At 65.9% G+C, this 26,755-nt stretch carries 29 protein-coding genes; 16 read left to right on the top strand and 13 right to left on the bottom strand.

The genetic code is table 11. From position 1 onward, the window contains the following. Positions 1 to 21 precede the first annotated feature (21 nt). Positions 22 to 360: a P-II family nitrogen regulator gene (locus tag JDO7802_RS04510; RefSeq protein WP_055083112.1), complete on the bottom strand. Its 339-nt coding sequence runs from the start codon at positions 358 to 360 to the stop codon at positions 22 to 24. 259 nt (positions 361 to 619) lie between these two features. Here JDO7802_RS04510 and JDO7802_RS04515 point away from each other — a divergent pair, with 259 nt between their 5' ends. The 8 genes from JDO7802_RS04515 (at position 620) to JDO7802_RS04550 (ending at position 9,636) form a co-directional block, all read left to right on the top strand. Then, entirely contained in the window at positions 620 to 2,770 is a 2,151-nt protein-coding gene (locus JDO7802_RS04515) for a transglycosylase domain-containing protein (protein WP_055083114.1), read from the top strand. A gap of 93 nt (positions 2,771 to 2,863) precedes the next feature. After that, entirely contained in the window at positions 2,864 to 4,615 is a 1,752-nt protein-coding gene (locus tag JDO7802_RS04520; protein ID WP_055083116.1) for a type I secretion system permease/ATPase, read from the top strand. Between the two features lie 68 nt (positions 4,616 to 4,683). Continuing rightward, complete coding sequence (locus JDO7802_RS04525; RefSeq protein ID WP_055084703.1) at positions 4,684 to 6,012, top strand: HlyD family type I secretion periplasmic adaptor subunit; 1,329 nt, start codon at positions 4,684 to 4,686, stop codon at positions 6,010 to 6,012. A 99-nt stretch (positions 6,013 to 6,111) separates the two neighbouring features. Further along, on the top strand, positions 6,112 to 6,564 hold the full coding sequence (locus tag JDO7802_RS04530) for a RidA family protein (RefSeq protein ID WP_055083118.1): 453 nt from the start codon (positions 6,112 to 6,114) through the stop codon (positions 6,562 to 6,564). After that, a complete protein-coding gene (locus JDO7802_RS04535; RefSeq protein WP_055083120.1) occupies positions 6,561 to 7,316 on the top strand; it encodes a glycerophosphodiester phosphodiesterase family protein in 756 nt (251 codons plus the stop codon). The genes JDO7802_RS04530 and JDO7802_RS04535 overlap by 4 nt, the downstream gene beginning before the upstream one ends. 25 nt (positions 7,317 to 7,341) lie before the next feature. Further along, a complete protein-coding gene (locus JDO7802_RS04540) occupies positions 7,342 to 8,529 on the top strand; it encodes a GNAT family N-acetyltransferase (RefSeq protein WP_055084705.1) in 1,188 nt (395 codons plus the stop codon). Further along, the gene (locus tag JDO7802_RS04545; protein WP_055083122.1) at positions 8,526 to 8,771 is read left to right on the top strand and encodes a 4a-hydroxytetrahydrobiopterin dehydratase; all 246 of its coding nucleotides are present in this window, start codon (positions 8,526 to 8,528) and stop codon (positions 8,769 to 8,771) included. Before JDO7802_RS04540 ends, JDO7802_RS04545 begins: the two co-directional genes overlap by 4 nt. 13 nt (positions 8,772 to 8,784) lie before the next feature. Continuing rightward, a complete protein-coding gene (locus tag JDO7802_RS04550; protein WP_055083124.1) occupies positions 8,785 to 9,636 on the top strand; it encodes a mechanosensitive ion channel family protein in 852 nt (283 codons plus the stop codon). A 39-nt stretch (positions 9,637 to 9,675) separates the two neighbouring features. Here the strand turns inward: JDO7802_RS04550 and ocd are convergent, their stop codons facing one another. After that, positions 9,676 to 10,731 (bottom strand): ornithine cyclodeaminase, encoded by a 1,056-nt coding sequence (gene ocd / locus JDO7802_RS04555; protein WP_055083126.1) that lies wholly within the window; start codon positions 10,729 to 10,731, stop codon positions 9,676 to 9,678. Further along, positions 10,728 to 11,657 (bottom strand): arginase, encoded by a 930-nt coding sequence (gene rocF / locus JDO7802_RS04560; protein ID WP_055084707.1) that lies wholly within the window; start codon positions 11,655 to 11,657, stop codon positions 10,728 to 10,730. Before rocF ends, ocd begins: the two co-directional genes overlap by 4 nt. Before the next feature lie 116 nt (positions 11,658 to 11,773). Here rocF and JDO7802_RS04565 point away from each other — a divergent pair, with 116 nt between their 5' ends. Further along, on the top strand, positions 11,774 to 12,196 hold the full coding sequence (locus JDO7802_RS04565) for an Lrp/AsnC family transcriptional regulator (RefSeq protein ID WP_055083127.1): 423 nt from the start codon (positions 11,774 to 11,776) through the stop codon (positions 12,194 to 12,196). A 30-nt stretch (positions 12,197 to 12,226) separates the two neighbouring features. Here the strand turns inward: JDO7802_RS04565 and JDO7802_RS04570 are convergent, their stop codons facing one another. Next, the gene (locus tag JDO7802_RS04570) at positions 12,227 to 12,715 is read right to left on the bottom strand and encodes a peroxiredoxin (RefSeq protein WP_055083130.1); all 489 of its coding nucleotides are present in this window, start codon (positions 12,713 to 12,715) and stop codon (positions 12,227 to 12,229) included. A gap of 76 nt (positions 12,716 to 12,791) precedes the next feature. Here JDO7802_RS04570 and JDO7802_RS04575 point away from each other — a divergent pair, with 76 nt between their 5' ends. Next, positions 12,792 to 13,988 carry an NAD(P)/FAD-dependent oxidoreductase gene (locus JDO7802_RS04575; protein WP_055083131.1) on the top strand — a complete coding sequence of 399 codons (1,197 nt, stop codon included), beginning with the start codon at positions 12,792 to 12,794 and terminating at the stop codon, positions 13,986 to 13,988. A 10-nt stretch (positions 13,989 to 13,998) separates the two neighbouring features. Beyond that, positions 13,999 to 14,544 (top strand): 16S rRNA (guanine(966)-N(2))-methyltransferase RsmD, encoded by a 546-nt coding sequence (gene rsmD, locus JDO7802_RS04580; protein ID WP_055083133.1) that lies wholly within the window; start codon positions 13,999 to 14,001, stop codon positions 14,542 to 14,544. 72 nt (positions 14,545 to 14,616) lie between these two features. Here the strand turns inward: rsmD and JDO7802_RS04585 are convergent, their stop codons facing one another. Then, positions 14,617 to 15,645 carry a TRAP transporter substrate-binding protein gene (locus tag JDO7802_RS04585; protein WP_055083135.1) on the bottom strand — a complete coding sequence of 343 codons (1,029 nt, stop codon included), beginning with the start codon at positions 15,643 to 15,645 and terminating at the stop codon, positions 14,617 to 14,619. 176 nt (positions 15,646 to 15,821) lie between these two features. Between JDO7802_RS04585 and recQ the strand changes: the two genes are divergently transcribed. Beyond that, positions 15,822 to 17,855 carry a DNA helicase RecQ gene (gene recQ / locus JDO7802_RS04590; RefSeq protein ID WP_055084710.1) on the top strand — a complete coding sequence of 678 codons (2,034 nt, stop codon included), beginning with the start codon at positions 15,822 to 15,824 and terminating at the stop codon, positions 17,853 to 17,855. A 43-nt stretch (positions 17,856 to 17,898) separates the two neighbouring features. Next, on the top strand, positions 17,899 to 18,669 hold the full coding sequence (yaaA, locus tag JDO7802_RS04595; RefSeq protein ID WP_055083137.1) for a peroxide stress protein YaaA: 771 nt from the start codon (positions 17,899 to 17,901) through the stop codon (positions 18,667 to 18,669). Here the strand turns inward: yaaA and dapE are convergent. From dapE to JDO7802_RS04610, 3 genes are all read right to left on the bottom strand, one after another. Further along, on the bottom strand, positions 18,666 to 19,808 hold the full coding sequence (gene dapE / locus JDO7802_RS04600) for a succinyl-diaminopimelate desuccinylase (RefSeq protein ID WP_055083138.1): 1,143 nt from the start codon (positions 19,806 to 19,808) through the stop codon (positions 18,666 to 18,668). The two genes, yaaA and dapE, sit on opposite strands and share 4 nt — an antisense overlap. Further along, the gene (locus JDO7802_RS04605; protein ID WP_055083139.1) at positions 19,798 to 20,172 is read right to left on the bottom strand and encodes a DUF8846 family protein; all 375 of its coding nucleotides are present in this window, start codon (positions 20,170 to 20,172) and stop codon (positions 19,798 to 19,800) included. Before JDO7802_RS04605 ends, dapE begins: the two co-directional genes overlap by 11 nt. Before the next feature lie 97 nt (positions 20,173 to 20,269). Then, the gene (locus JDO7802_RS04610; RefSeq protein WP_055083140.1) at positions 20,270 to 20,515 is read right to left on the bottom strand and encodes a GlsB/YeaQ/YmgE family stress response membrane protein; all 246 of its coding nucleotides are present in this window, start codon (positions 20,513 to 20,515) and stop codon (positions 20,270 to 20,272) included. Between the two features lie 102 nt (positions 20,516 to 20,617). Here JDO7802_RS04610 and JDO7802_RS04615 point away from each other — a divergent pair, with 102 nt between their 5' ends. Further along, positions 20,618 to 20,851, top strand: a complete 234-nt coding sequence (locus tag JDO7802_RS04615) for a DUF6525 family protein (RefSeq protein ID WP_055083141.1) — start codon at positions 20,618 to 20,620, stop codon at positions 20,849 to 20,851. A 120-nt stretch (positions 20,852 to 20,971) separates the two neighbouring features. Here JDO7802_RS04615 and JDO7802_RS04620 read toward each other — a convergent pair whose 3' ends face one another. Continuing rightward, entirely contained in the window at positions 20,972 to 21,232 is a 261-nt protein-coding gene (locus tag JDO7802_RS04620; protein WP_055083144.1) for a hypothetical protein, read from the bottom strand. A 91-nt stretch (positions 21,233 to 21,323) separates the two neighbouring features. Next, positions 21,324 to 22,172, bottom strand: a complete 849-nt coding sequence (dapD, locus tag JDO7802_RS04625) for a 2,3,4,5-tetrahydropyridine-2,6-dicarboxylate N-succinyltransferase (RefSeq protein ID WP_055083146.1) — start codon at positions 22,170 to 22,172, stop codon at positions 21,324 to 21,326. Between the two features lie 98 nt (positions 22,173 to 22,270). Here dapD and JDO7802_RS04630 point away from each other — a divergent pair, with 98 nt between their 5' ends. Beyond that, positions 22,271 to 22,726, top strand: coding sequence for a DMT family transporter (locus tag JDO7802_RS04630; protein WP_144430526.1), 456 nt, complete (start codon positions 22,271 to 22,273; stop codon positions 22,724 to 22,726). 44 nt (positions 22,727 to 22,770) lie between these two features. After that, entirely contained in the window at positions 22,771 to 23,625 is an 855-nt protein-coding gene (locus JDO7802_RS04635) for an LOG family protein (protein WP_055083149.1), read from the top strand. A gap of 65 nt (positions 23,626 to 23,690) precedes the next feature. Here the strand turns inward: JDO7802_RS04635 and JDO7802_RS04640 are convergent, their stop codons facing one another. The 3 genes from JDO7802_RS04640 to JDO7802_RS04650 are packed head-to-tail and all read right to left on the bottom strand — an operon-like array spanning position 23,691 to position 26,712. Continuing rightward, on the bottom strand, positions 23,691 to 24,545 hold the full coding sequence (locus JDO7802_RS04640) for an esterase-like activity of phytase family protein (RefSeq protein WP_055083151.1): 855 nt from the start codon (positions 24,543 to 24,545) through the stop codon (positions 23,691 to 23,693). Further along, complete coding sequence (gene mepA, locus JDO7802_RS04645) at positions 24,518 to 25,378, bottom strand: penicillin-insensitive murein endopeptidase (protein WP_055083154.1); 861 nt, start codon at positions 25,376 to 25,378, stop codon at positions 24,518 to 24,520. The genes JDO7802_RS04640 and mepA overlap by 28 nt, the downstream gene beginning before the upstream one ends. Then, the gene (locus JDO7802_RS04650; protein WP_055083155.1) at positions 25,375 to 26,712 is read right to left on the bottom strand and encodes an MFS transporter; all 1,338 of its coding nucleotides are present in this window, start codon (positions 26,710 to 26,712) and stop codon (positions 25,375 to 25,377) included. Before JDO7802_RS04650 ends, mepA begins: the two co-directional genes overlap by 4 nt. Positions 26,713 to 26,755: the final 43 nt, after the last annotated feature.

Here is a 26,755-nt window from a genome sequence, read left to right on the forward strand (position 1 = left end):
TGGTTTCCCCTAATTACTCGTTCAGATCGCGTCGTCGTTGAGCTCGCCCGTGCGAACGCGCACGGCCTGCTGAACATCGAGGACAAAGATCTTGCCGTCGCCGATCTTGTCGGTCTTGGCGGTTGTGGCGATGGTCTCGACGACCTGCTCGGCCATGGCGGCGGGCACCACGATCTCCAGCTTGACCTTCGGGACGAAGTTCACGGCGTATTCCGCGCCACGATAGATTTCCGTATGACCCGACTGGGAGCCGAAGCCCTTGATCTCGGTCACCATCATGCCGCGCACGCCGAGTGTGGTCAGCGCTTCGCGGACCTCCTCCAGCTTGAACGGTTTGATCGCTGCAATGATGAGTTTCACGTGTTTCCCCTTCCGAAACGGCCCCGAAGAACCGGACATCGGCAGATCACGGTCGGGTGACGGTGCGCGCAACGCATGAGCAGACGTCGGGCGCCGCCATCCAAGCCGTTTGCCCAAAGAAGTGCCCAAATTAGAGGCAACGCACACAAAACAGGCACTTCTGAAATGTTGCAAATGCGAAGCGATGTGCCAATCGGGGTGCACAACCGACTCGGCTGCCCATATGTTGGCTCGAAAACCCCTCAAGGGATGAGCAGACATGGCCAGAACCCCAAGAAAGCCGCTGACCGCTGACAAACGGCGAACGGCCAAGGCTGCGGCCAGGCCTCCGGCACGCAAACGTCGCCGGGCCAAGGCCGCACCCAAACCGCGTGGTGTCTTAGGCTGGTTGATGCTGCCGTTCCGTCTGCTTTTGCGGCTGGCCTGGGCGCTCAGCTGGCGGGGGGCTGCAATCCTGGGTCTGATCCTGGCGGGCGCCACGGCCTACAATTACGTCGGGCTGCCCGATATGGCGACGCTGGCGGACGGTCGGGCGCGCGGATCGGTGACGTTGCAGGACCGCGAGGGGCAGACCTTTGCCTGGCGCGGCGACAATTTCGGCGGCCTCGTGACGCTGGACGGGGTGTCGCCGAACCTTGCCAACGCGGTCGTCGCGTCCGAGGACAAGCGGTACTACCGTCACATCGGCGTCAGTCCGCGCGGCATCGTGGGGGCCATGCGCACCAACCTGCGCGCAGGGCGTGGCCCGTTCTCGGGCGGCGGCGGATCGACGATCACCCAGCAGGTCGCCAAGCTGCTGTGCCTGGGCGAGGATTGGGACCCAACGATGGGTCAGACCGAGGCGGAGTTCGAGGCCGATTGCCGCGCCGGCACGGTCTGGCGCAAGCTCAAGGAAATTCCCTATGCCCTGGCGCTGGAGGCGAAGTTCTCCAAGGAGGAAATCCTCGCCATCTATCTGAACCGCGCCTATCTGGGCGCGGGCGCACGGGGCTTCGCGGCCGCCAGTCAGCGGTATTTCGGCAAATCGGTCGCGCGCCTGAACGCGCAGGAATCGGCGATGCTGTCGGGCCTGTTGCCCGCGCCCAGCTATTACGCGCCCACCAACAACCTGGAGCGCGCGCAGGACCGGGCCGCCACCGTGCTGCGCCTGATGCGCGATCAGGGGTATCTGACCACGGCGGAATTCACCCAAGCGGTCGAAAATCCGGCGACCCTGTCGCCCGCTGCGCGCCAGGACACGGGCGGCTATTTCGCTGACTGGGTCATGTCAGATGGCCCCGACTTCCTGACCGGAGAGACGACCGAGGATGTCCTGGTGCGCACCACCCTGGATCAGCGCATCCAGACCGCCGCCGAGGAGGCGTTGCAACTGATCTTCGACACCAAGGTGCGCGAAGGCTCCGACGCGCAGGCAGCCATCGTCGTGATGAGCGCCGACGGCGCGGTGCGCGCCATGGTTGGCGGGCGCAACACGCGTGGCGGCGGGCAGTTCAACCGCGCGATACAGGCGGAGCGCCAGACCGGATCGTCGTTCAAGCCGTTCGTCTATGCCGCCGCCCTGGACCTTGGGATGCGGTTCGACGACCGGATCCTGGATGCCCCGCTGACGCTGAATATTCCCGGATCGGGGGCCTGGTCGCCCGAGAACTACTCCCGCGATTTCGCGGGCGATGTGACACTGACCGAGTCTCTGGCCCGGTCGCTGAACACCTCGACCGTGCGTCTGTCGGAACTCGTCGGGCGCGACGTCGTGCGCAAGGTTGCCACCGAATTCGGCATCGACAGCGATCTGGCGGACGGTCCCGCCCTGGCACTCGGCGTCAGCGAGTCGACGCTGCTGGAAATGACGGGCGCTTATGCCGGCATCCTGAATGGCGGGACAAGCGTCACGCCTTATGGTCTCACCTCCCTTACTCTCCGCGGAGATCAGGCCCCCCTGCTGGACCACGAAAGCGGATTGGGGGAGCGGGTGATCCAGACCGATGCCGCGCGGCAGCTGGTCTATATGATGTACCGCGGGGTCGAGAACGGTACCGGACGGCGCGCGAAACTGCCCGACGGGCGGCCCGCCGCCGGCAAGACCGGCACCACCCAGGGCGCGCGCGACGCCTGGTTCATCGGCTTCACCGGCGACTATGTGGCCGGTGTCTGGATGGGATACGATGACAATTCGCCCCTGACGGGTGTGACGGGCGGGGGCCTGCCGGCCGAAATCTGGCGCGAGACGATGGTGCGGGTGCACGACGGTCTGCCGGTCAAACCGTTGCCGATGATCGACGCCGCACGCGACGCCCGTCCGGCCCCCGTCGCCCCCGATCCGGGACCCGCACCGCAGCCGCAGGCGCAGCAGCCCGACCTGGCCGAGCGCATCCTGATGGACGTTCTGGGCGGTATTTTCGGCAGAAACTGACTTTCTTTCATGCCGTGCCATGCTAGGACCGCGCGGTGTCTTGTCTAGACTGCGATTGAACACGGCGAATTTTACCTTGATGGACTTTCTCGAATGAGCTCCCCCCGACAGTTGATGCGCCCTGGCGGGGCAGAAGAGGTCCGCGAAGTCCGGGCCCGGTCAAACCATCTTTTGATGATGTCGTTCCTGTTCTCGCTGGTCGTCAACGCGCTCATGCTGACCGGTCCGATCTATATGCTGCAGGTCTATGACCGCGTGCTGGGCTCCCGCTCCGAGGAGACGCTGATCGCCCTGTCGGTCCTGCTGACGTTCCTGTTCCTGATGATGGGCATCATGGATTACGTGCGCGGGCGGGTGATGGCGCGCGTCGGGGCACGGTTCCAGTCCGCGCTGGACGGGCGCGTGTTCACCGCTCATCTGCGTCAGGCCGCGGTCACGCCCGGCGGCTCGGGCGGGCGCACCCCGCTGCGCGACGTGGAGGCGGTGCAGCGTCTGCTGTCGTCGCCGGTTTTCATGGCCGTCCTCGACGTGCCGTGGACGCCGCTTTTCATCGCCGCGATCTTCATCCTGCACCCCTATTTGGGGTATCTTGCGCTGGGTGGCGGGGCCGTTCTGGTAACGTTGGCGATCATCAACCAGATGTCGACGCGCGGGCCGATGGCCAAGGCGAACATGGCGACCGCACAGGCGGAGCTGACGTCCCAGCAACTCGTGTCCGAAGCCGAGCTGGTGCAATCGCTGGGCATGCGCGGGGCGGCGTTTTCGCGCTGGATGCAGGCGCGCAGCGCGTCCCTGGGCCAGGCGATGCAGTTTTCCGACAAGTCGGGTTTTTTCACCGTCTCCACCAAGACGATCCGTCTGTTCCTGCAATCCGCGATGCTGGGCCTAGGGGCGTATCTGGTCCTCCAGAACCAGATGACGGCGGGCGCGATGATCGCGGGATCGATTCTGATGGGCCGCGCGCTGGCCCCGATCGAGATGATGATCGGTCAGTGGCAACTCGTGGATGCCGCCCGCAAGGGCCGCGCGTCGGTCATCGACCTGCTGGACCGCGTCCCCCCGGACGTGGCGCGGACGCCGCTTCCGCGCCCCCAGGCCCTTTTGGTGGCCGATAACATCACGGTGATTCCACCCGGGTCGAACCAAGCCGCGCTTCGGGCGATTTCCTTCGTGCTCAAGCCGGGTCAGGCCATGGGCGTGATCGGGCCCTCGGGTGCGGGCAAGACGTCTTTGGCCAAGGCGGTCACGGGGGCCTGGGCACCGGCGGGTGGCAAGCTGCGCCTCGACAGCGCCACACTCGATCAGTACGACCCGGACGTCCTGGGAAGTTACATCGGCTATCTGCCGCAGACGGTCACGCTTTTCGACGGGACGATCGCGGACAACATCGCGCGCCTTCAGGAAGACGCCGATCCCGCGCGCATCGTGGAAGCGGCCAAGAAGGCCGCCGCGCACGAAATGATCCTGGAGCAGCCCAAGGGCTACGACACACCGGTTTCGGCGGTGGGCGGCCGGTTGTCGGGCGGACAGGTCCAGCGCATCGGCCTGGCCCGCGCGATGTACGGCGACCCAATCCTGCTGATCCTGGATGAGCCGAACTCCAACCTCGACAATGCCGGTACGATCGCGCTCAACCAGGCGATCCGCGGCATGAAGCAAGAGGGGAAGTCCATCATCATCATCGCGCACCGACCGGCCGCGATCCAGGAATGCGAAATGCTCCTGATGATCCGCGACGGGATGCGGCAGGCCTTTGGCCCGCGCGAGGAAGTGTTGCAGAAGATGGTCAAGAACCACGGCGAAATCTCGGGATCCTCCCCGAGCAAGCCAGGAGGCGTGACATGACCGAAGTGCCCGCGAAGGCCGACCAGGACGTGCCCGCCAAAACCGCGTCCAAACCCGTTGCACTGCGCATGGGCGAGGCACCGAAATCACCGGCCGCGATCGCCCCCCCCAAATGGTCCGTCGCCCGGCCGATGATGATCGGCGTCATCGGACTTGCCATTCTTCTGGGGGGGTTCGGGACTTGGGCCGTGATGGCCAATATCTCCGGGGCGATCATCTCCTCGGGGCGCGTTGCAGTCGACAGCAACCGACAGGTCGTGCAGCATCCCGACGGCGGCGTCGTGACGGAAATCCTCGTGCGCGAGGGCGACCGCGTGAAAGAAGGTGACGTGCTGGTCCGGCTGGATCCGGTGAACCTTCGGTCGGAAATGGAAATCCTGCGCGATCAACTGCTTGAAATCGCGGCCCGGACCGTTCGCCTGATGGCCGAGCGGGACGAGCTGGACACGTTGGATTTCCCCCGTGACTTGCAGGACGCGGCGGAGCGGATGCCGACCGTGGCCGAGATGGTGCAGGGACAGACGAACCTGTTCGAGGCGCGCAAGGCGTCCCGCGCGCGCGAAGCGGAGCAGCTGGCCCGGCGCAAGGATCAGATCGCTTCGCAGGTGGATGGGATCACGGCGCAATCCGTCGCGCTGGAATCTCAGCTGGGCTTCATCCGCGAAGAACTGGAATCGCAGCAGAGCCTTCTGGACCGCGGTCTGGCCCAGGCCCCGCGGGTCCTGGCCCTGCAACGCGAGGAAGCCGGCCTGCTGGGACAATCGGGCGAATTCGCCGCCTCCATCGCCGAGCTGGAGGGCCGGGCGACGGAAATCGATCTGGAGATCCTCAAGCTGGGAACGGCGGCGCGCGAGGCGGCGATCACCGAGCTGCGCGACCTGTCGTTCCGCCAGATCGAATTGGCCGAGCAATTTCGCGCCGTGACGGGCCGCATGGAGCGTCTGGACATCACCGCCCCGGTCGACGGCGTCGTCTATGACCTGAAGGTCTTCGCCCAACGCAGCGTGATCCGACCCGCCGACCCGGTTCTGTTCCTGGTGCCGCAGGATCGGCCCCTGGTGATCCAGACGCAGGTCGATCCGATCCACATCGACCAGGTCTATCCCGGCCAGCCAGTCACTCTGCGCCTGCCGACGTTCGACGCGCGCACCACACCCGAATTGTTCGGAGAGATCATTCGCGTGTCGCCGGACGCCTTCACCGATCAGGCGACGGGTCTGGCGTATTACCAGGCCGAAATTCTGCCGGGCGAAGGGCAGATCGACCGTCTGAACGGGCAACCCCTGCTGCCGGGAATGCCGGTGGAGGCGTATCTGCGCACCGACGACCGCTCCCCCCTGGGATATCTGGTCAAGCCGCTGGCCGATTATTTCAACCGCGCGTTCCGCGAAGGCTAGCCGTCGGGCCCCCCCCGGTCGATCCGGGGTGACGGCCCGCTTTCCAATGGCCGCCCGCCGTGTCAGCCTTGCGTCAATCACCAGCCGGAGATTTGCCCGATGTCCATCACCGCCCGACTAGCCGATCTTGGCGTTACCCTGCCGGACGCACCGGCACCGGCCGCCAATTACGTCCCTGCGGTTCGGTCCGGCGATCTGCTGTTCGTTTCGGGTCAGATCTCCAGCGGTCCCGATGGCCTGATCCTCGGGCGTTTGGGCGACGGCATGACCGTCGCGGCCGGTGCCGCCGCCGCGCGGGCCTGCGCCATCAGCCTGCTTGCGCAGGTTCAGGCCGCGACCGGCGACATCGAGGCGTTGGACCAGGTCGTCAAGCTGACCGGCTTCGTGAACTGCACGCCCGATTTCACCGACCACCCCAAGGTCATCAACGGCGCATCCGACTTTCTGGTGGACGCGTTGGGCGACCGGGGCCGTCATTCGCGGTCGGCCGTCGGCGCGGTGCTTCCGTTCGGCGTCGCGGTCGAAATCGAAGGCATTTTCCGGGTCCGATGACCGGCCCCGTCTTGCCCGACACCTTTCTTCGGGGTCACATCGCCCACCGGGGGCTGCATTCGAGCGGCGTTCCCGAAAACTCCCTTGCCGCGTTCCGTGCCGCCGTCGATTTGGGTGTGGCCATCGAGTTGGACGTGCAGCCGTCGGCCGACGGCATCGCCATGGCGTTCCACGATTATGACCTCGATCGCCTGACCCCGAAATCAGGCCCGATCGATCGCCAATCGGCAGCGACCCTGACCCGCGTGCCGCTGCTCGACACCGACCAGACCGTTGCGACCCTGGCCGAGGTTCTGACACTCGTCGCGGGCCGTGTTCCCCTGCTGATCGAGATCAAGGATCGGGACGGCGACATGGGGCCGAACGTCGGCCCGTTGGAAGATGCGGTCATCGCGGATCTGGCCGAATATGACGGCGATGTCGCGGTGATGTCCTTCAATCCGCACTCCGTTGCCCGGTTCCGCGACTCCGCACCGCATCTGCCACGCGGGCTGGTCACGTCGGATTTCACGCCCGAAGCCTGGCCCGAATTGACCGCCGCAACGCGCAACCGGCTTCGCGACATTCCCGATTACGACGCGCTGGGATGCACCTTCGTCAGCCACCAGAGAGAGACGCTTCACATGGCGCGCATCAGCGACTTGAAGGCGCGGGGCGCGCATATCCTGACGTGGACGGTGCGGTCGAAAGCGCAGGAATCGGAGGCCCGGCGCGTGGCCGATGCCGTGACCTTCGAAGGCTACTTGCCCTGACGCCGCCGCGCCCCACTTGTCCGCCATGAGCGCCACCGAAATCGAACTTCACGTCCTGCCCAGCCTGTCCCGGATCGACGCGGAGGAGTGGGACGCCTGCGCCTGCCCCGAAGCGGCGGACGGCGGTCCCCCGAACGATCCGTTCACGACCCATCGGTTCCTGTACGCCTTGGAGCAATCGGGCAGCGTGGGACCCGGATCGGGCTGGCATCCGCAATACCTGACCGCGCACAAGGACGGTCAGGTGATCGCCTGCGCGCCGCTTTATGCCAAGGAACACAGTCAGGGCGAATACATCTTCGACCACAACTGGGCCCACGGGTTCGAGCGGGCGGGCGGCGACTATTACCCCAAGTTGCAACTGGCTGTGCCGTTCACGCCCGCGACGGGCCGGCGGTTCCTGCTGCGCCCGGGTCACGAGGAGGTCGGCTTCCAGGCGCTGGTGAAGGGCGCGGTGCAGCTGACCGACGACAACGGGTTGTCATCGCTGCACATCACGTTCTGCACCGACGATGAACGCGCGGCCGGGGTCGAATTGGGCCTGATGGAACGGTCGAGCCAGCAATACCATTGGTTCAACGACGGCTATGCAAGCTTCGACGATTTCCTGGCGGCCCTGTCATCGCGCAAGCGCAAGACCATTCGCCGCGAACGCGCCGTCGCGCAGGGGTTCGGCGGGACGATCCGGGCCTATACCGGGGACACGCTGCGGCCCGAACATTGGGATGCGTTCTGGCGGTTTTATCAAGATACGGGCGCGCGCAAATGGGGGACGCCGTACCTTGCGCGGGATTTCTTCGACCGCGTGCAGGACACGATGCGCGACGACGTCCTTCTGGTGCTGGCCGAACGCGACGGTGTGCCGGTGGCCGGCGCGCTCAACTTCATCGGGCGCGACGTGCTCTATGGGCGGTACTGGGGGTCGGCGGAGCATCATCCGATGCTCCATTTCGAGCTGTGCTACTATCAGGCGATCGACCACGCCATCGCGCGCGGCCAGTCGCGGGTGGAGGCCGGGGCACAGGGCGATCACAAGCTGGCCCGCGGCTATCTGCCCGTCACCTGCAACAGCCTGCACCACATCCCGAACGAAGGGTTCCGCCGGGCCATCGCTCAATACCTGCAGGCCGAAGCCCGCGCGGTGGAGGAGGACATCGAAGTCCTGACATCCTATGGCCCGTTCAAGACCACCACGATGGAGGAACAGGAATGACCGATCTTCCCGAAGGATGGACCCGCGAGGGAGAGGAGATCACCCGCGCGTTCCGGTTCGCCGATTTCTCGGAAGCTTGGGGCTTCATGTCCCGCGTCGCCCTTCTGGCCGAACGGGCGGACCATCATCCCGACTGGCGCAACGTCTGGAACCTTGTAGAAATCCGCCTGACGACGCATGACGCTCAAGGCCTGACACCCAAGGACCTGGCCCTGGCCGCCGCGATAAACGATTTGATCTGAAAGACCCCGCGCAATGAACGAACTGCTCACCACGGAAATCTACAACGGCAAGACGCTGCAGGATCTGATCTCTCTGGAGTTTCTCGCCTCGCTTCTGGGCAACGTGCTGGCCGCCTGTCTGGTATTGCTGGTCGGCTACATGATCGCGCGCTGGGTCAGTGGGCGGGTCAAGAACCTGTCCGAACGCCACGCCAGGCTGGACGACACCCTGTTCGAATTTCTGGGCAACATCGTCCGCTATGTCGTCTTTGGTCTTTCGTTCCTGATCGTTCTGAACACCTTCGGCATCCAGACGACATCGCTGGTCGCAGTCGTCGGTGCGGCCGGTCTTGCCATCGGTCTGGCGTTGCAGGGCACCCTGTCGAATGTCGCGGCAGGTGTCATGCTGATCCTCTTTCGGCCCATCAAGAACGGCGATTTCGTCGAAATCAACGACGAGTCGGGGACGGTGAAGTCGATCAACCTGAACTTCACCGAACTGGCCAGCGTCGGCAACGTGCAGATCATCATCCCCAACGCGCAGGTCTGGGGCAACACGATCACGAATTACTCCGCCTATGACATGCGGCAGGCGGAATGGATCTGGGGCGTGGGGTACAATGCCGATCTGAAACTGGCCGAACAGGTGATCCGCGACACGATCACCTCCGACCCGCGCTTCGTGGCCGACCCGGAACCGAAGGTCCTGGTGAACGGGTTGGGCGCTTCCAGTGTGGATTTCATGGTCCGCGCCTGGGTCAAAAGCGCGGATTTCCTGACCTATTCGAAGGACATGAACCGCGACGTGAAAATCGCGCTGGACGCGGCGGGCATCGACATTCCCTTCCCGAACCGCACGGTCCACATCGTCAAGGAAGACACCTGAATCCCAAGACGCACCGCCGTCGATCCGGGGCGTTCGGCGCTAGGCCCCGGACGCCCGGTTCACCATCCCGAACAAATCGCGCGGGTCATCAGGGTCGGCCAGCATATCCAGATCGACATGGAAGCCCGTGCGCAACGCCGCGTCATGGATGTGGCACAGCGCGCTGAAATCCTCGGTCGCAAAACCCACTGAATCGAACAACGTGATCTGGCTGTCCGACGTGCGGCCCGCGTCCTTGCCTGCAATCACGCGCCACAACTCGGTCACCGGATGATCGGCATCCAATTGTTGAATTTCCCCTTCGACCCGCGTCTGGGGCGGAAATTCGACGAAGATATCCGACCGCAACAGGATATCGCGGTGCAATTCGGTCTTGCCCGGACAATCCCCGCCGATGGCGTTCAGGTGCACGCCCGCACCGACCATATTGTCCGTCAGGATCGTCGCCTGCTTCTTGTCGGCGGTGCAGGTGGTGATGATCTGCGCGCCGGCGATGGCCTCCTCGGCCGTGGCGCAGGACGTGACGCGCAAACCCGTGGAGGCGAGATTGCGCGCGGCCTTGGCCGTGGCGTCCGGGTCGATGTCGTAAAGGCGCACCTCCTCGATCCCCAGAACGTGGTGGAAGGCCAGGGCCTGAAACTCGCATTGCGCCCCGTTGCCGATCATCGCCATCACCGTCGCGTCTTTCGGGGCCAGATGCCGCGCGGCGACCACAGATGCGGCTGCGGTGCGCAGTGCGGTCAGTACCGTCATTTCCGACAGAAGGATGGGATACCCGTTGTCGACGCGGGCCAGCACGCCAAAGGCCGTGACCGTCTGGAACCCCCGCCCCATGTTTGCCGGATGGCCGTTCACATATTTGAAGCCGTAGCGTTCGCCGTCGGACGTGGGCATCAACTCGATCACGCCCTCGTCGGAATGGGCGGCCACGCGGGGGGTCTTGTCGAAATCCTCCCAACGCAGAAAATCCGCCTCGATCCGGTCGGCGATGGCGGCGATGGTCTGGGCCACGCCGTCGGCGTTCACGATGCGCATCATGTCGTGCACCGAAACGAACGGCACCATGGCCATCTTGGAAGGGGTCAGATCGGTCATGTCCAGCGGCTCCTTGTGGGACGGTCCAGCACGGCTTTGCCAAACAGCGAGGCGACGAAATCCACCATCAGGCGGGCCGTCTTGCCCCGGTCGTCCATGAACGGGTTGAGTTCGGCGATGTCGAGCGATGTGACAAGGCCGCTGTCGTGCAGATACTCCATCACCAGATGCGCCTCCCGGAAGGTGGCACCTCCGGGGACGGTGGTGCCGACGGCGGGGGCGATGTCCGGCTCAAGGAAATCGACATCGAAGCTGACGTGCAGATGCCCGCCCGCGTCCTGCACCCGCTCCAGAAAGGCGCGCAGGGGGGCGGCGATGCCATGCTCGTCGATGGCGCGCATATCGGCCACCTGAATGTCGGTGCGGGCCAACGCGGCCTTTTCCGCCGGGTCCACCGACCGCAGCCCGATCATGCAGATGTTCGCCGGATCCACTCGGCCCGGCAGGTCCGGAAACTGCGGCGCAAAATCCGAGAGCGCGGTGAAATAGGCGACGGGCGTGCCGTGCAGATTGCCGCTGTCGGTCGTGGTGAAATCGTGGATGTCGCTGTGCGCGTCCAGCCACAGAACGAACAGGGGCCGACCCGCGTCGTCCGCGCGTTTCGCCATCGCGGGCACCGTACCCGCGGCCATTAGGTGATCGCCGCCCATGAAGATCGGCGTCGTGTCCTGCGCCACATCCCCCGCGGCCTGCAATGCCCGCACCCAACCGGCGCACAGATCCAGATCGCGGATCAGCGGGTTGGCCGTCGCCGGCACCGTCACGGCCTGGGGGGTCACGTCACCCGCATCGACGACGCCGTGGCCCAATTCCGTCAGCGCCGTTTCCAACCCGGCGGTGCGCAACGCATCCGGGCCCATCTTGCAACCGCGCCGCCAGGCACCGGTCTGCACGGGCGCGCCGATCAGGGTGATATGTCTGCTCATGGAAAACTCCGATTGCGTCTGCATCCAGAGGATCATCTTGAGCCCTGACCCTGAAGTGGAATAAGTGATCGAATTGAGCGATGAATTGACCAATTCGATCAACGGAAGCATGCAGAATGGACGACACCGACCACAGACTGCTGGCCCTGTTGGCCCGCGACGGACGTGCCAGCGTGTCGTCCCTGGCCGCGACGCTGAAGCTGACGCGTGCGACGGTGCGCGCGCGCATGGACAGGCTGACGGCATCCGGCGACCTGCTGGGGTTCCGGGCTGTTCTGAAGGCAGATCTGGCCGACCGGCCCGTCCGCGGGATCATCCTGATCGAGATCGAGGGGACGGGGGCCGCCCGTGTGGCCCGCATCATCAGCGCCATCGCAGAGGTCGAGGCCGTGCATTCGACCCACGGCCGATGGGATCTGGTGGCGGAGTTGGGGGCAGACACGCTGGAGGCGCTGGACACCACCCTGAACCGCATCCGCATGATCGACGGGGTCAGCCGATCGGAAACCAACCTCTATCTGTCCACGCGCCGGGGCTGACCCGGCGCGTGTCCTGATCGCAAACCGGGATCAGAGTTCTTCGAGCAGCGATTCACCAGCCGAGGTTTCGCAGACGCCGGGGCTTTCTTCGACGTGCAGTGCTTTGACGGTGCCGTCATCCACCAGCATCGCATACCGCTGCGACCGCCCGATCAGGCCGGCCGGCGGTGCGTCGAAATCCATGCCGATCGCCTTGGTGAACGATCCGTCCGCATCGGCCAGCATGTGCAACCCGGCGGCCGTCGCCCCCGTCGCCTCGCCCCAGGCCTTCATCACGAAGGGATCGTTGACCGCGACGCAGACGATCGTATCCACGCCCTTGGCCGCGAATGCGCCCTTGGTGCGGATGAAACTGGGCACATGGGCCGACGAACAGGTCGGGGTATAGGCACCGGGCACGGCAAAGACGGCGATGGTCTTGCCCACGCCGATCTCGGCCAGCGAAACCGTCTCGGGGCCATCGGCCCCCATTCGGATCAGCTGTGCATCGGGCAGGGTGTCGCCGGTGGAGATGGCCATATCGCGGTCCTCGCATTTGAAGTTGTACGATTGGGCATATAGCTGTCCCGGCAACACGCGACCAGTGAGGGGCACCATGGATCACATCGCCGTCATCGGGGCCGGACAGGCCGGGGCCACCCTGGTCGAGACGCTGCGCAAACGGGGCTACGACGGCCGCCTGACGCTGTGGGGGTCCGAAGACGTGCTTCCGTATCAGCGCCCGCCGCTGTCCAAGGCCTATCTGCTGGGCGAGATGGAGCGGACGCGTCTGCACCTGCGCCCCCGCACGTTCTATGACGATCACGACGTCGAATTGCGCTTGGGCACCCCGATCACCGCACTGGACACAGGCACACGAACCCTGATGCATCGCGGCGGATCCGACACTTTCGACGCCGCCATCCTGGCCACCGGGTCGACGCCCAACGCCCTGCCCGACCGCTGCACCGGGGGCCTGCTTGGCACGCATGTGATCCGCACGTTGGCCGATATCGACGCGCTGCGGCCGCAAATGACGCCAGGCCGCCGGATGCTGGTCGTCGGCGGCGGCTATATCGGGCTTGAGGCGGCGGCGGTGGCGCGCAAGATCGGGCTGGACGTGGTGCTGGTGGAGCTGAACGTCCGGCTGCTCAACCGCGTGGCCTGCAAACCCACCGCCGACTGGTTTCGCGCCCTGCACCGCGATCACGGCGTCGATATCCGCGAAGGCGTCGGCCTCGACACCCTGCTGGGCGACGGCCGGATCGAAGCCGCGCGCCTGACCGACGGCACCGAGATCGCCGTCGACATCGTCATCGCGGGCATCGGCGCCCATCCCGAAACCGCATTGGCCGAGGCGGCGGGCCTGACGCTCGACAACGGGATCGCGGTGGACGCGCGGGGCCGTACCTCGGCCCCCGGCATCTGGGCGGCGGGCGATTGCGCGTCCTTTCCCGTGGGCAATGGGCGCGTAAGGCTGGAATCGGTGCCCAACGCCATCGACATGGCCGAAGTCGTCGCCCGAAACGTGCTGGGCGGGACCGAGGCTTACGTGCCGCGTCCGTGGTTCTGGTCCGACCAATACGACGTGAAGCTGCAGATCGCCGGCCTGAACGCCGGGTTCGACGACATCGTGGTGCGCGACGGCGACGGCCGGTCGCATTGGTATTACAACGGTGACCGCCTGCTGGCGGTCGATGCGATGAATGACCCCCGCGCCTACATGGTCGGCAAGCGCCTGATCGAAGCGGGGCGGTCCCCCGCCAAATCCGCCGTCGCCGATGGCGCGACCCCGATCAAGAGCCTGATGTGAGGTCCCCCGCATGAGGATCGTCGGGGGCGACTGGCGGGGCCGCAGATTGGCCAACGTCGGCAAGGGCGACATGGCGGCCCACCTGCGCCCCACCACCGACCGGGTGCGCGAAAGCATCTTCAACCTGCTGGTCAACGGCGGCCATGCCGACACGCTCGACGGCACCCGCGTGCTCGATGTGTTCGCGGGCACCGGCGCGCTGGGGCTGGAGGCGCTCAGCCGGGGGGCCGCCACGGCGACCTTCATCGAACAGGGCCGCAAGAGCCTTGCCATCCTGCGCGAAAACATCGCCTTGCTGGACGCCGACGCCCGCATCCACCCCCGCGATGCCCGGCGCCCCGGCCCCGGCACACCGCACGATCTGGTCTTCCTCGACCCGCCCTACGGCCAGGGCCTTGGCGAAAAGGCCGTTGTCGCGTTACGCGATCATGGTTGGTTGGCACCAGATGCCCTGATCGTGTGGGAGGAGGCCGCACCGCCTGTTTTGACCGACCTTACGCAAGTCGATCAACGCACGTACGGCGACACGACCGTCACGCTGGCCCGATTGAAATAGGGCGACAGGTCGAAGCCCGTCGCCCTTTCTTCTGGCCGAGATACTCAAACGGCGGGGGCGATGCCCCAACCGTCACTCCGCCGACATCGCGGCCTGCGCATCCGCGACCAGATCGGACCCGTTCAGGCCCCGCGCCGTCATCTCCTCGATCCACTCGGCGGTGACTTCGGCACCCAACGCTTCGATCTGCGCCGTCACTTCGGGCGACAGTTCGGTGGTCGCATTGTCCGTTTCCGCCCCGATTGTCGCCTCGGCCTCGGCATCGCCCCTGTCATGCGCGCGCCCCGCCCATTCCGACGCCATCAGACCGGAATTCGCGTCGATCACCGCCTTCAGATCCTCCGGCAGCCCGTCATAGACGCCCCGGTTCATCGCCCAGAGGAAATAGAGGTTGTAGAGCGACCGATCGCCGGCAACGTCCGTATGACTGTCGGTCAACTCGTCCAGCTTCAGCGACGGGGCCTGCTCCCACGGGATGACTCCCCCTTCGATCACGCCCTTGGACAGCGCTTCGGGGAAGGCCGGGACCGGCATGCCAACCGGGTTCGCACCCAACTTGTCCAGCAGCAGCGTCGCGGGCCGCGACGGGCCGCGCAGGGTCAGACCCGCGAAATCCTCGACCACCGCGATGGGCGCGCCTTTCTTGTGGATGATGCCGCGGCCGTGCAGATGCGCGGCGATGACATGAACCTCGGCGAAATCGTCCAGAAGATGCTGTTGCGTAAAGGCCCAAGCCCCGCGCGACGATGCTTCCGCCGATTTCGACGTCATGAACGGCAACTCCAGCGCTTCGGCCTTCGGGAAGCGTCCAGGCTGGTAGCCGGGGATGACCCAGCCGCCATCCACCGCGCCATCCGCGATCAGGTCGTATTGGTTCGGCGCCGCGCCGCCCAGTTGCATGAAGGGATAAAGCTCCACCTTGATGCGGCCGCCCGATTGCTCCTCGATCGCATCGGCCCAGGGCTGCATGAAATACGTCGGATTTGCGGAATTCGGGTTCACGAAATGCTGGAACCGCAGCGTCACCTCCTGCGCGGCGACGGGGGCCATGGCAGGCCCGGACAGGGCCAGGGCGACGGTAAGGGTACGAAGGATGGACATGGATAGCCCCCCATATTTTGCGTCAGGGTCGCCCGACTACCACCACTGACAGCCTATGCCAAGCGAATTATTGCGAATCGTTCGCAAAAACTACTCTTCGGAAACACGCCCGGCCCCCTTGTTTCCCGTCGGACGCTATGGGATTCCGTTGGAAACCCACCAAGCCCGAGCCTTCCATGCCAGACGCGCAGGATCTTCTGTCCTCCATCTTCGGATTCGATGCCTTCCGCCCCGGCCAGGAAGAAATCGTGCAGGCCGTCGTCGCAGGTCGGGACGTTCTTGCCATCATGCCGACGGGTGGCGGCAAATCGCTGTGTTTCCAACTGCCCGCGCTGGTTCGACCCGGTCTGACGGTGGTCATTTCCCCGCTGATCGCCCTGATGCGCGATCAGGTGCGCGCCTTGCAGGAGGCGGGGGTCTGCGCCGGTGCGCTGACCTCCGGCAACACCGAAGAAGAGACCGAGGCCGTCTGGCAGGCGATCGAGACGGAGCGGCTGAAGCTGCTCTACATCGCGCCCGAACGCCTGGCGTCGGGCGGGACGGAACGGATGTTGCGGCAGGCCGGGTGCAGCCTGATCGCCGTGGACGAGGCCCATTGCGTCAGCCAGTGGGGCCATGACTTCCGCCCCGACTACCTGCGCATCGGGGAATTGCGCCGCGCCCTCGACGTGCCGCTGGCCGCCTTTACCGCCACGGCGGACGCCGAAACCCGGGCCGAAATCGGTCAACGCCTGTTCGACGCAGAACCCGAAACCTTCCTGCATGGCTTCGACCGGCCCAACATCACCCTGTCCTTCCAGACCAAGAATTCGCCCCGCAGCCAGATCCTGTCCTTTGCCGCGGCCCGCAAGGGGCAGTCGGGCATCGTCTACTGCGGCACGCGGGCCAAGACCGAGGGGATCGCCCGCGCGCTGACCGACGATGGCCACTCCGCCTGCCACTACCACGCCGGAATGGACGCCGACGACCGACGGGATGTCGAGCGCCGCTTTCAACAGGAAGACGGTCTGATCGTCTGCGCCACGGTCGCCTTCGGTATGGGCATCGACAAGCCCGACATCCGCTGGGTCGCCCACGCCGATCTGCCCAAATCCATCGAAAGCTACTACCAGGAAATCGGCCGCGCGGGCCGCGACGGGGCCCCCGCAGACACGCTGACGCTGTTCGGGGCCGACGACATCCGCTACCGCCGCCAGCAGATCGACGAAGGTATGGTGCCGCCCGACCTGCGCGTGGCCGACCACGGTCGCCTGAACGCCCTTCTGGGCCTGGCCGAGGCGCAGGTTTGCCGCCGCGTCACGCTGCTGGGGTATTTCGGCGAAAGCCCGCAGCCGTGCGGCAACTGCGATCTTTGCGAAAAACCGCCCGAATTGTTCGATGCGACCACCCAGGTCCGCAAGGCCCTGTCGGCCATGCTGCGAACCGAGGAACGCTTCGGCATCGGTCACCTGATCGACGTGCTGACGGGAACCGCAACTGAAAAGACCGCCCGCTTCGCCCATGACACCCTGCCGACCTGGGGCGTCGGGTCGGAGACGCCCAAACATCAGTGGCAGGCCGTGTTCCGTCAGATGATGGGCCTGGATCTGGTGCGGCCCGACGCCGAACGTCACGGCGCGCTGCGCATGACCGACCCCGCCCGCCCCATCCTGCGCGGAGAGGAATCGGTGACCCTGCGCCGCGACAGCATCAAGCGCGCCGAACGTCGGCCGGCCGTCAAACAACTGGTGTCCGAGGAAGACGCCCCGATGCTCTCCGCGCTCAAGGCGCAGCGCCGTGCCTTGGCCGAAGCGCAGGGCGTGCCGGCCTACGTCGTCTTCAACGACCGCACCCTGATCGAAATGGCCGAAACGCGGCCCGACACGCTGGACAAGATGGCGCGCATCACCGGCGTCGGGGCCAAGAAACTCGAACGCTACGGCAAGACGTTCCTGGCCGTCCTGACCGGAGAGGTGCCCGAAGACGTCCACCCCGCACGGCGCAAGCTGGCCGGTCGAACCGAAGGCGCGATCTATGACCGCCTGCTGTCGGTCCAGAACGATCTGGCGCGCGGCGAGACGGGCACGGACAAACCCATGACCTGTTCGTCGTCGCAACTGGCCAAGGTCGCGCGCGCGCGCGCCGAACCCGGCGACATCACCCGCATCCTGGGGGACCGCCACGCCGAACGCTTCGGCGATGCCTTCCTGGAGATCCTGCGCGAGGGTTGAGACTGCCGCCGCCGCGATTATCTTGCCCGCAAAGGAGCTGCCCATGCTGACCGTGATCTCACCCGCCAAGACGCTCGACTTTGCTGCAGTGACCCATACGGCCACGCCCGTGCGGTTCCCCGACGACGTCGCGCAGCTGGCGACGGTCGCGCGGGACCTGTCGGTTACGCAGCTGATGAAACTGATGTCCATTTCCGAAACGCTTGCCGTGCTCAACCGCGACCGCTTCCGCGATTGGGACGTTGCGCCGGAAAAGGCGGCGGTCTTCGCCTTCGCCGGCGATACCTACACCGGCTTGGATGCAGGCACGCTGTCGGGCGACGCGTTGCGCCAGGCGCAGGGGCATCTGCGCATCCTGTCGGGGATGTACGGCCTGCTGCGCCCGCTCGACGCGCTCAAACCCTACCGCCTCGAAATGGGCAGCAAGCTGGCAACCGCCCGCGGCAAGACGCTCTACGACTTCTGGGGCGACCGGATCGCGCGTGCGCTCAACGACGACGCTGCTGACACGGGGGCCACCCATCTGCTGAACTGCGCCAGTCAGGAATACTTCGGGGCCGTCGACCGCGACGCCCTGACCCTGCCCGTCGTCACCCCGCGCTTTCTGGAAGATAAGCCGGGCGGCCCCAAGGTCGTCGGGTTCTTCGCCAAACAGGCGCGCGGCGCGATGGCCCGCTTCGTGATGGAAAACCGCATCACGGACCCGGCCGACCTGCGCGGATTCACCACCGGCGGTTACGAATATCAGCCCTCGCAATCGGCGGAGGATGCACCCGTGTTTCTGCGCCCCGATCAGGCGCAGAAAGCCGCTTAGCCGAAGTAGTCGCGCAGCACCCGGGCATAGATGGCCTTCAACTGCTCGATCTGCTCGACCCGCACACGTTCGTCGACGGCGTGCATCCGGTGCCCGACCAGTCCGAACTCCACCACGGGGCAATGGTCCTTGACGAAGCGCGCATCCGATGTGCCCCCCGTGGTCGACAGCTCGGGCGTGCGGTTCGTCTCCACCTGCACGGCCTTCGCCACCAGATCGGACAATGCCCCCGGCGGCGTCACGAAACTCTCGCCGGAAATCTTGACCTTCATGTCGACCGCCACGCCGGTCTCATCCGCGATCCGGTCCGCTTCGGCCCGCAACCATTCGGTCAGGCCGGCCCCGGTGTGTGCATCGTTGAACCGGATGTTGACCGTCGCATGCCCGTCCGCCGGAATGACGTTGGTCGCAGGGTTGCCCACGTCCATCGTCACGATCGCCAGGGTGGAGGCGTCGAAATGGTCGGTCCCGTCGTCCAGAACATGCCCCGACAGATCCGCCATCAGCCGCGCCATCGCGGGCAACGGGTTCAGCGCCAGATGCGGATAGGCGGCGTGGCCCTGCGTACCCCGGAACGTGAACCAGGCGGTCAGTGACCCGCGCCGTCCGATCTTCATCATCTGACCCATGTGATCCGGCGACGTCGGCTCCCCGACGATGCAGACGTCGAGCCGCTCGCCCTCCGCCGCCATCCAGTCCAGCAATGCGACGGTGCCGTCGGTCGCGTCCCCCTCCTCGTCGCCGGTGATCGCCAGCACGATTGCGCCGTCGGGCGGCGTCTCGGTCACGAAGTCCACGGCGGCGGCGGCAAAGGCGGCCACGCCCGACTTCATATCCGTCGCCCCGCGCCCATAAAGCCAGCCGTCCTCGATCTCGGCGCCGAACGGATCCTTGGTCCAGGCGTCGCGGTCGCCGACGGGCACGACATCGGTATGACCGTTGAACCCGAAGGTGCGCGCGTGCGCCCTGTCGCCCCAGCGCGCATAAAGGTTGGACGTGCCTGCGCGGTCCACGCGGGTGCAGGCGAACCCGGCGTCCGACAGCACCGCCTCCAGCAGGACCAGCGCGCCGCCTTCTTCGGGCGTGACACTGGGGCAGCGGACAAGCCGGGCCGTCAGATCGACGGGATCAACCGTCATCGTCGTCGCCTTCGTCCGACGGCATCCCCTCGTCGCCCTCGCGAAAGACGGTGGTCTGCGCGACCACGACCGAGTTTTCGCGCAGCGCGCGCGCCATCATCTTGCGTTCGTCGTGTTCGATGTCGTGGCCCTCGGCCTCGCGCTCTTCCAGCGAACCATAGCCGGTCACCTCCAGCACGTTGAGGTCGGCAGTCTTGAGGACGGCCACGCTTTCGCGCACAGCCTCGTCCTCGTCCACGCCACTGGCGTAGCACATCAACGCCGCCCCGGTCGCGTCGTCGGGCAGGCCGTCGCCCGACTTGCGACCGACCTCGACCAGTAGGGTATAGACGTAATGCGGGCGCTTGGGTTTCTTGTCTGACATGGGCACGGGTGTCCGCCGCGGGTGGCCCGGTGTCAACCAAGCCCAAACGCAAAACGCCGCCCCCGAAGGGACGGCGCAGTGTCGAGGATCGGCGGCGTCAACTGCGGACGGCGCGCACCCCGAAGATCAGGATGCAGGCCCCGATGATGCCCACGAAAAGCTGCGGGATCCAGGCGTCGGCGGCATAGATGCCCAAAAGCCCAAGAATAAAGTTCAGGACCACGGCCCCGACGATGCCCAAGATGATGTTCAGGAAAAGGCCGGTGTCGGCCTTCATGATCATGCTGGCAATCCAGCCGGCCAGACCGCCGACGATGATAGATGCGAAAAATCCGAGACCCATTGTGCGGTCCTCCAGTGTGGTGTGCGTAACGACAGAACGCCGCACCCCCCCAAATGGGTTCCGGCATTTGACAGCTTGCGTGCGAAATCCCATTTCGATGCCATGACCCGCAACGCCCCCCTGTCCGAAGCCCGCGATCGCAAGCGCGTGATGGCCGATTACGACGCCCTGCCGCCCGCGCTGCGCGAGTGGCTGGCCGGCGCGCGGATGCAGTGGGAACCGCGCTCCGCGCATCGCGCCTGGCGGCGTGGCCTGTGGAAAGGGCTGGGCCGCACCTCCATCGCCCGCGCCCACATGGACGCCCTGGAAGAAGCGGCCATTGGCCGCGAAGAATAGGCGGCGGATCATGCCTGACCCGACTGCGTCAGACGCATCAACTTTGCGAAGGCGGCGTGCCGTAAGCGCGGATGTCCTGACCGCGCTGTTCGGAAAGCTGCGACGCGCGACTGCCGGGAATTAGCCTGGCACCAAGGCCAGCGCGACACCATCTGCCGCGGCCTTGGCCCGGATACAGGCGTTGAGCATTGCGGCACCCGCATCGGTCGCGCCCGTCGAATAGACGGGAACTGCTTCGCTCACGGCACCGCGGACAAGATTGGAGGAATAGGCCCCCGGGGGCGAAACTTCGAACATGCAGGAGGTTTGATAATCGGGGGTCGACGCACCGACGCAGGCCGAAAGGGCCAATACGGCGGGCAGGACAAAGAAGGACTTCATCGGTTTCCTGTCTCCGGTTCTGATGCCGACACGAAACCAAGTTGGTGGGTCCGGAACAAGACCGAACCCCGCCTTTTCAATGATTTCGCCCTCAATCCCGGAGGAGCTCGTTGATGGCCGTCTTCGACCGCGTCTGCGCATCGACCTGCTTCACGATCACCGCACAATACAGGTTCGGGGCGGCCTGCCCGTTTCCCATCATCGAATTCCCCGGCATCGACCCCGCCACGACCACCGAATAGGGCGGCACCTCGCCATAGGTGATATCGCCGGTGATCCGATTCACGATCCGCGTCGACTTACCAATGAAGACACCCATCCCCAACACGCTGCCTTCGCGCACGATGCAGCCTTCGACCACCTCGGACCGCGCCCCGATGAAGCAATTGTCTTCGATGATCGTCGGCCCGGCCTGCATCGGCTCCAGCACGCCACCGATGCCCACACCGCCCGACAGGTGCACGTTCTTGCCGATCTGCGCGCAGCTGCCCACGGTGGCCCAGGTGTCGATCATGGTTCCGGTGTCGACATAGGCGCCCAGGTTCACGAACGACGGCATCAGCACGACGCCCGGCGCAATATAGGCCGACTTGCGCACGATGCAGTTGGGCACCGCGCGGAAGCCTGCCGCCTGCCATTTGGCCGCGTTCCAGCCGTGGAACTTCGAATCGACCTTATCCCACCAGGATCCGCCCTGTGGACCGCCCGACTGCAATTCCATGTCCTTCAGGCGGAACCCCAGCAACACGGCCTTCTTGGCCCATTGGTTGACGTGCCAGTCGCCCGACGCCTGCTTCTCGGCCACCCGCAACGACCCTGAATCCAGCGCGTCCAGCGTCGCTTCGATCGCGTCGCGCGTCTCGCCGGTGGTCTGGGGCGAGATGGAGTCGCGCGTCTCCCAGGCGGCTTCGATGGCGGTTTCGAGCTGTTGGTTCGACATGGAAGACCTCTTGGGGGGACGGGCTGGGAATTGACTGGCCCGCTCTTATCCGCCAGCCCTTCACGGGGCAATCCCGCCCCCGCCGGATCGGTCCAGACATGCCCCACCTCTTCCCTGCACTTTTTTTCCCGATCGTCGTGGTCTTCGTCGCGGGGATCGGCTTCGCGATTCAGGCACCGCTCAACGCCGCACTCGGGCGCGGCATCGGCGGGGGTGTCGCGGCGGCGGCGATCAGTTTCGGGGTCGGTTTCGTCGCCCTTCTGGCGCTGACCTTCGCGTTCGGCCAGGGGCCGGCCCTTGCACGGGCGACGACGATGCCGCCGCACTATTGGGCGGGCGGTCTGCTGGGGGCGGTCGTCGTCTGGGCAATGCTCTGGTCGGTGCCCACCATCGGGATCCTGACGGCCTTTGCCGCCCTTCTGCTGGGACAGTTGGGCGCGGCGCTGGTCCTGGACGCCCTGGGGGCCTTCGCGGCCCCCGTTCACCCGATCACGCCGACGCGCCTGCTTGCCGTCACGTTGGTGGCCGGGGGCCTGATCCTGTCTCGGCTTTGAGGCGCGCGCCTGTTACAGACCCTTCGACCAATCCGAGGATTTCCATGACCGACGCCCGCCATCCGCTGCGCCATTCCGGCGAAGACCGCACCACCGCCCGCACCGTTCCCGACACGCCCCAGACCCGCAACCCGGCCTATCGCCTGGCCTTCGCCGACGAGGAGTTCCTCTGCCGCGAGGACCTGCGCCCCGTGCGCCTGCAACTGGAGCTGATGAAGCCCGAGCTTTTGATGGACGAGGCTCAGATCACCTCCACCGTCGTTCTGTTCGGGGGCGCGCGCATTCCCCGGCCCGAAAACAAGGCGACGGCGCGCACCGACACCCTGCGCGACCTGACCGCCCAATACGACGAGGCGCGGCGCTTCGCCCGTCTGGTCACCGAACGCTCCATCGCGACGTCGGCCGGGCGCGAGAATGTCATCGTCACCGGCGGCGGCCCCGGCGTGATGGAGGCGGGCAATCGCGGCGCCCACGATGCCGGCGGACGCAGCATCGGCCTGAACATCGTGCTGCCCCACGAACAGGCCCCGAACGAATTCGTGACGCCCGATCTGTCGTTCAACTTCCACTATTTCGCGATCCGCAAGATGCACTTCTTGATGCGCGCCAGCGCGATCTGCGTGTTTCCGGGCGGCTTCGGCACCCTGGACGAGATGTTCGAGGCGCTGACTCTAATCCAGACCGGCCGGATGGAGCGCGTGCCGTTCCTTCTGTTCGGAGAGAAATTCTGGCGCTCCATCATCAATTGGGACGCCTTGCAGGAGGCGGGGACCATCGGCGCGGACGATCTGGACCTGTTCCGTTTCGTGGAAACGGCCGAAGAGGCGCTGGCGCATCTGGAAAACTGGCATCATCCCCGCACCCGCCGTCAGGAAATTCCGGGCCGGGTCGAGGGCTGACCGGGCCGGGGGCCAGCCCCCGCACTCCCGAAGGTTTCATCGACCAGAAGAAGGCATCGGTTCCTTCAGTCCAGAACGTAGTCGACGAATTCCGTGCGCTGGATCAGCGGGCGCTGATTGTCGTCGGAGATCATCGTGACGCGCGTGCGCCCTGCCGCGTCGCGCCACACCTCGATCCCTTCCAGATTGTCGTGCACCCCGATCCCCGTCACCAGCTCCAGCCGTTCGTCGCCGCCGGTCAGATCGAAACTGCGCACCCGGCTGCGAAAGCCAAGCAATGCGAAGTCCCGCTCCAGAATATAAAGCCGACCGTCCGGGCCCACATCCGCCCCCGACACCAGGAACCGGCCGTCGCGGCGCAGCGCGAACGGCTGCGACCATTGCCCGCCGTCAAAGCGGGACACCGGAAAAGGCGTCGTCGATCCGCCCGACCGCTCCGGGATGGCATAAAGGCGCCCCTGCGCATCCGCGGCCAGCGCCTCCAGCCCGGAATTGCCCTGCAACGCCTCGAACCGGCCGTCCTGCGCAAAGCGTTCGGGCGGGGCGGCAATGTCGGGGTGGCGCATGACGCGGTGGGTGCCCTCATAGGCGACGAAGAAAACACCGTCGACCTGAGCGATGGCTTCCGCATCCGTTTCCCCCGCCTGCAACGCGCCGCCCGTCGACCGCAGCAGCGGACCGCGATCCGATATGTCGAACCCGGTGACCTTGCCGGTCGTATCGCGCGTCACCGTGCCGCGCACCCATGTCCCCCGATCCGACAAAAGCAGCGTTTGCGCCCCGTCGTCATCCAGCCAGATCGCCGAGTATCCCCCCGCCCCGTCGAACCCCGGCGTCCAGACATGGGACCCGAGGAATTCGGCGGTGAACGCAGGCGACCCGGCGATCAGCCCTAGCGCGAGGAGAGGACCGAAACGCATTGCGTCGGAAGATCGGCCAGCTGCAATTCCCGGCGCGGCTGCGGGGCGGGCGCGTTCGGGTCGCGCGGCGGGGCCGGCTGCGGATTCAGGATGTTGTTCACCCATTCCTGCGCCTCGCCGCAGCCGTCGCCGGGGGGCGGGGCCGCCTGATCGACGCAGCCGCGCGCGCCGCGCGGGCACGACATGCGAACGTGCATGTGATAATGATGGCCGTACCAGGGACGGACCTTGCGCAACCACGACCGATCCCCGGTCTCGGTCTTGCACATTTCGACCTTGGCCCCCGGAAAGATGAAGATGCGCGCCGTCCGCGGATCCTGCGCTGCCTTCTTGACCAACTCATGCTGCCCCCGCGACCAGTTGGCGTTGACAAAGGCCCCCCCGGCCCGGCGCATCGAGATGGCCGAGATATTCTCCCGTTCGCCGCGCGACAGGTTCATCCGCGTCGTCGGATAAAGCCAGATGTCGGCGTCCAGCCCGATCTGGTGACTGCGGTGACCCGACAGCATCGGTCCGCCGCGCGGCTGGCTCATGTCTCCGACATAGATCCCGGCCCAGCCGATGCGGTTCATGTGGCGCGCGACGTCCCGCACCAGATCGACCAGTTCGGGGTGCCCCCAGTTGCGGTTGCGCGACAGGCGCATCGCCTGCCAGCTGTCGCCCGTTTCCGGCAGTTGAACCAGGCCGGCGGCGCAGCCCTTGGCATAGCTGCCGATGGGTTCGGGCGATTGTGCCGATCCGGCGCGCGCGGCCCCGAATTGCGTCTTGGCCAACTGCGCCTGCGCCGGCAGGGCCAGCATCAATGTCAGGGCAAGTGTTGCGATACGGATCATGCGGTGGCCTCGCCTTCGGGTTTCACCCAGACTAGCAGGATCAGCCCGAGTGTGAACAGCGCGACAACAGGCAGCACCCCGATCCGCTGACTGTCGAACAGATATGTCACCAGCCCGATCAACGTCGGGGCCAGGAAGGCCGTCGCCTTGCCCGCCAGCGCAAAAAGCCCGAACCCTTCGGTCACGTGATCCGGGTCGACCAGGCGCACCAGCATCGTGCGGCTGGACGCCTGCAGCGCGCCCCCCGCCGCGCCCACCAGCGCGCCCATCACATAGAATGCGAGGTCGGGCAGGATCGACCCCTCGGGCACCGGCAGGAAGAAGACGGAGGTCTGCGTGATCGAGATCACGCCGACCGACGTCGCGATCAACCCGACGACGCAAAGCACGATCACCGGCTTGGGTCCCCGCGCGCGGTCCATTCGCCCCCCGGCCCAGGCAAAGGCCGCCCCGGTCAGCGCGGCCAGGATACCGAATTTGCCGATGTCTGTCGTCGTCCAGCCCAGAACGCCCGCGGCATAGATGCCCCCGAAGGTGTAAAGCCCGGCCAGCGCATCGCGGTACAGCATCGACCCGACCAGATACGCCATGAACGACGGTCGCGCGGGCAGCGACCGGATCGTCTGGCGCAGGCGGCGCAAGGTGACCGACACCGGCGTAATTATCTCCGAAACCCGCTGGACCGGCTTCACCCACAAAAAGAATGGCACCATGAACACCACGTACCAGATCGCGGTGAACGGCCCGACGAAACGCGTGCCTTCGCGAACCGCAGGGTCGAACCCGAAGGCAGGCTCCAGCCCGATCATCGTCACACCCGCCTCGGTCTCCGCGAAGAAGGCCAGGATCACGATCAGGGAAATCACGCCGCCAACATAGCCCAGCGCCCAACCGGAGCCCGAGATGCGCCCGATCTCGTCGCGCGGACCAAGCGTCGGCAGCATCGCATTGGTGAAGATCGTCGCAAACTCCATCCCGATCAGACCGATGCAGAAGAACAGCAGGATCGGCCAGACCGACTCCGCCCCCGGCACCGCGAACCACAACGCGGCGGCCCCCACGACATAGAGGACCGAGAACGTCTTGATCCACGTCAGATGCCGGCCCGACGCATCGGCCATCGCCCCCATCACCGGCGCGCTGACGGCCATGATGGCGCCTGCGATGCCGATGGCGAAACCGAAGGCCGACTGCGCCTTGACCGGGTTGTCCATGACCGCGCTGGCGAAATAGGGGCCGAAGATGAAGGTCAGCAGCAAGGTGTTGTAGGGCTGCGACGCGAAATCGAACATCATCCAGCCGCGCACCCGGCGCCTGAGCGTTATGTCGGTCATGTTATGTCGTCCCCTCGGTCTGCATCACTTCTGGGGGTGTTTT

The sequence above is a fragment of the Jannaschia donghaensis genome, assembly GCF_001403795.1.
GTDB lineage: Bacteria > Pseudomonadota > Alphaproteobacteria > Rhodobacterales > Rhodobacteraceae > Jannaschia > Jannaschia donghaensis.

Bases quoted from the DNA above. Each gene is read 5' to 3' on its own strand.
- JDO7802_RS04515 (WP_055083114.1), top strand. From the start codon at position 620: ATGGCCAGAACCCCAAGAAAGCCGCTGACCGCTGACAAACGGCGAACG.
- JDO7802_RS04520 (WP_055083116.1), top strand. From the start codon at position 2,864: ATGAGCTCCCCCCGACAGTTGATGCGCCCTGGCGGGGCAGAAGAGGTC.
- JDO7802_RS04525 (WP_055084703.1), top strand. From the start codon at position 4,684: ATGGGCGAGGCACCGAAATCACCGGCCGCGATCGCCCCCCCCAAATGG.
- JDO7802_RS04530 (WP_055083118.1), top strand. From the start codon at position 6,112: ATGTCCATCACCGCCCGACTAGCCGATCTTGGCGTTACCCTGCCGGAC.
- JDO7802_RS04535 (WP_055083120.1), top strand. From the start codon at position 6,561: ATGACCGGCCCCGTCTTGCCCGACACCTTTCTTCGGGGTCACATCGCC.
- JDO7802_RS04540 (WP_055084705.1), top strand. From the start codon at position 7,342: ATGAGCGCCACCGAAATCGAACTTCACGTCCTGCCCAGCCTGTCCCGG.
- JDO7802_RS04545 (WP_055083122.1), top strand. From the start codon at position 8,526: ATGACCGATCTTCCCGAAGGATGGACCCGCGAGGGAGAGGAGATCACC.
- JDO7802_RS04550 (WP_055083124.1), top strand. From the start codon at position 8,785: ATGAACGAACTGCTCACCACGGAAATCTACAACGGCAAGACGCTGCAG.
- ocd (WP_055083126.1), bottom strand. From the start codon at position 10,731: ATGACCGATCTGACCCCTTCCAAGATGGCCATGGTGCCGTTCGTTTCG.
- rocF (WP_055084707.1), bottom strand. From the start codon at position 11,657: ATGAGCAGACATATCACCCTGATCGGCGCGCCCGTGCAGACCGGTGCC.
- JDO7802_RS04565 (WP_055083127.1), top strand. From the start codon at position 11,774: ATGGACGACACCGACCACAGACTGCTGGCCCTGTTGGCCCGCGACGGA.
- JDO7802_RS04570 (WP_055083130.1), bottom strand. From the start codon at position 12,715: ATGGCCATCTCCACCGGCGACACCCTGCCCGATGCACAGCTGATCCGA.
- JDO7802_RS04575 (WP_055083131.1), top strand. From the start codon at position 12,792: ATGGATCACATCGCCGTCATCGGGGCCGGACAGGCCGGGGCCACCCTG.
- rsmD (WP_055083133.1), top strand. From the start codon at position 13,999: ATGAGGATCGTCGGGGGCGACTGGCGGGGCCGCAGATTGGCCAACGTC.
- JDO7802_RS04585 (WP_055083135.1), bottom strand. From the start codon at position 15,645: ATGTCCATCCTTCGTACCCTTACCGTCGCCCTGGCCCTGTCCGGGCCT.
- recQ (WP_055084710.1), top strand. From the start codon at position 15,822: ATGCCAGACGCGCAGGATCTTCTGTCCTCCATCTTCGGATTCGATGCC.
- yaaA (WP_055083137.1), top strand. From the start codon at position 17,899: ATGCTGACCGTGATCTCACCCGCCAAGACGCTCGACTTTGCTGCAGTG.
- dapE (WP_055083138.1), bottom strand. From the start codon at position 19,808: ATGACGGTTGATCCCGTCGATCTGACGGCCCGGCTTGTCCGCTGCCCC.
- JDO7802_RS04605 (WP_055083139.1), bottom strand. From the start codon at position 20,172: ATGTCAGACAAGAAACCCAAGCGCCCGCATTACGTCTATACCCTACTG.
- JDO7802_RS04610 (WP_055083140.1), bottom strand. From the start codon at position 20,515: ATGGGTCTCGGATTTTTCGCATCTATCATCGTCGGCGGTCTGGCCGGC.
- JDO7802_RS04615 (WP_055083141.1), top strand. From the start codon at position 20,618: ATGACCCGCAACGCCCCCCTGTCCGAAGCCCGCGATCGCAAGCGCGTG.
- JDO7802_RS04620 (WP_055083144.1), bottom strand. From the start codon at position 21,232: ATGAAGTCCTTCTTTGTCCTGCCCGCCGTATTGGCCCTTTCGGCCTGC.
- dapD (WP_055083146.1), bottom strand. From the start codon at position 22,172: ATGTCGAACCAACAGCTCGAAACCGCCATCGAAGCCGCCTGGGAGACG.
- JDO7802_RS04630 (WP_144430526.1), top strand. From the start codon at position 22,271: ATGCCCCACCTCTTCCCTGCACTTTTTTTCCCGATCGTCGTGGTCTTC.
- JDO7802_RS04635 (WP_055083149.1), top strand. From the start codon at position 22,771: ATGACCGACGCCCGCCATCCGCTGCGCCATTCCGGCGAAGACCGCACC.
- JDO7802_RS04640 (WP_055083151.1), bottom strand. From the start codon at position 24,545: ATGCGTTTCGGTCCTCTCCTCGCGCTAGGGCTGATCGCCGGGTCGCCT.
- mepA (WP_055083154.1), bottom strand. From the start codon at position 25,378: ATGATCCGTATCGCAACACTTGCCCTGACATTGATGCTGGCCCTGCCG.
- JDO7802_RS04650 (WP_055083155.1), bottom strand. From the start codon at position 26,712: ATGACCGACATAACGCTCAGGCGCCGGGTGCGCGGCTGGATGATGTTC.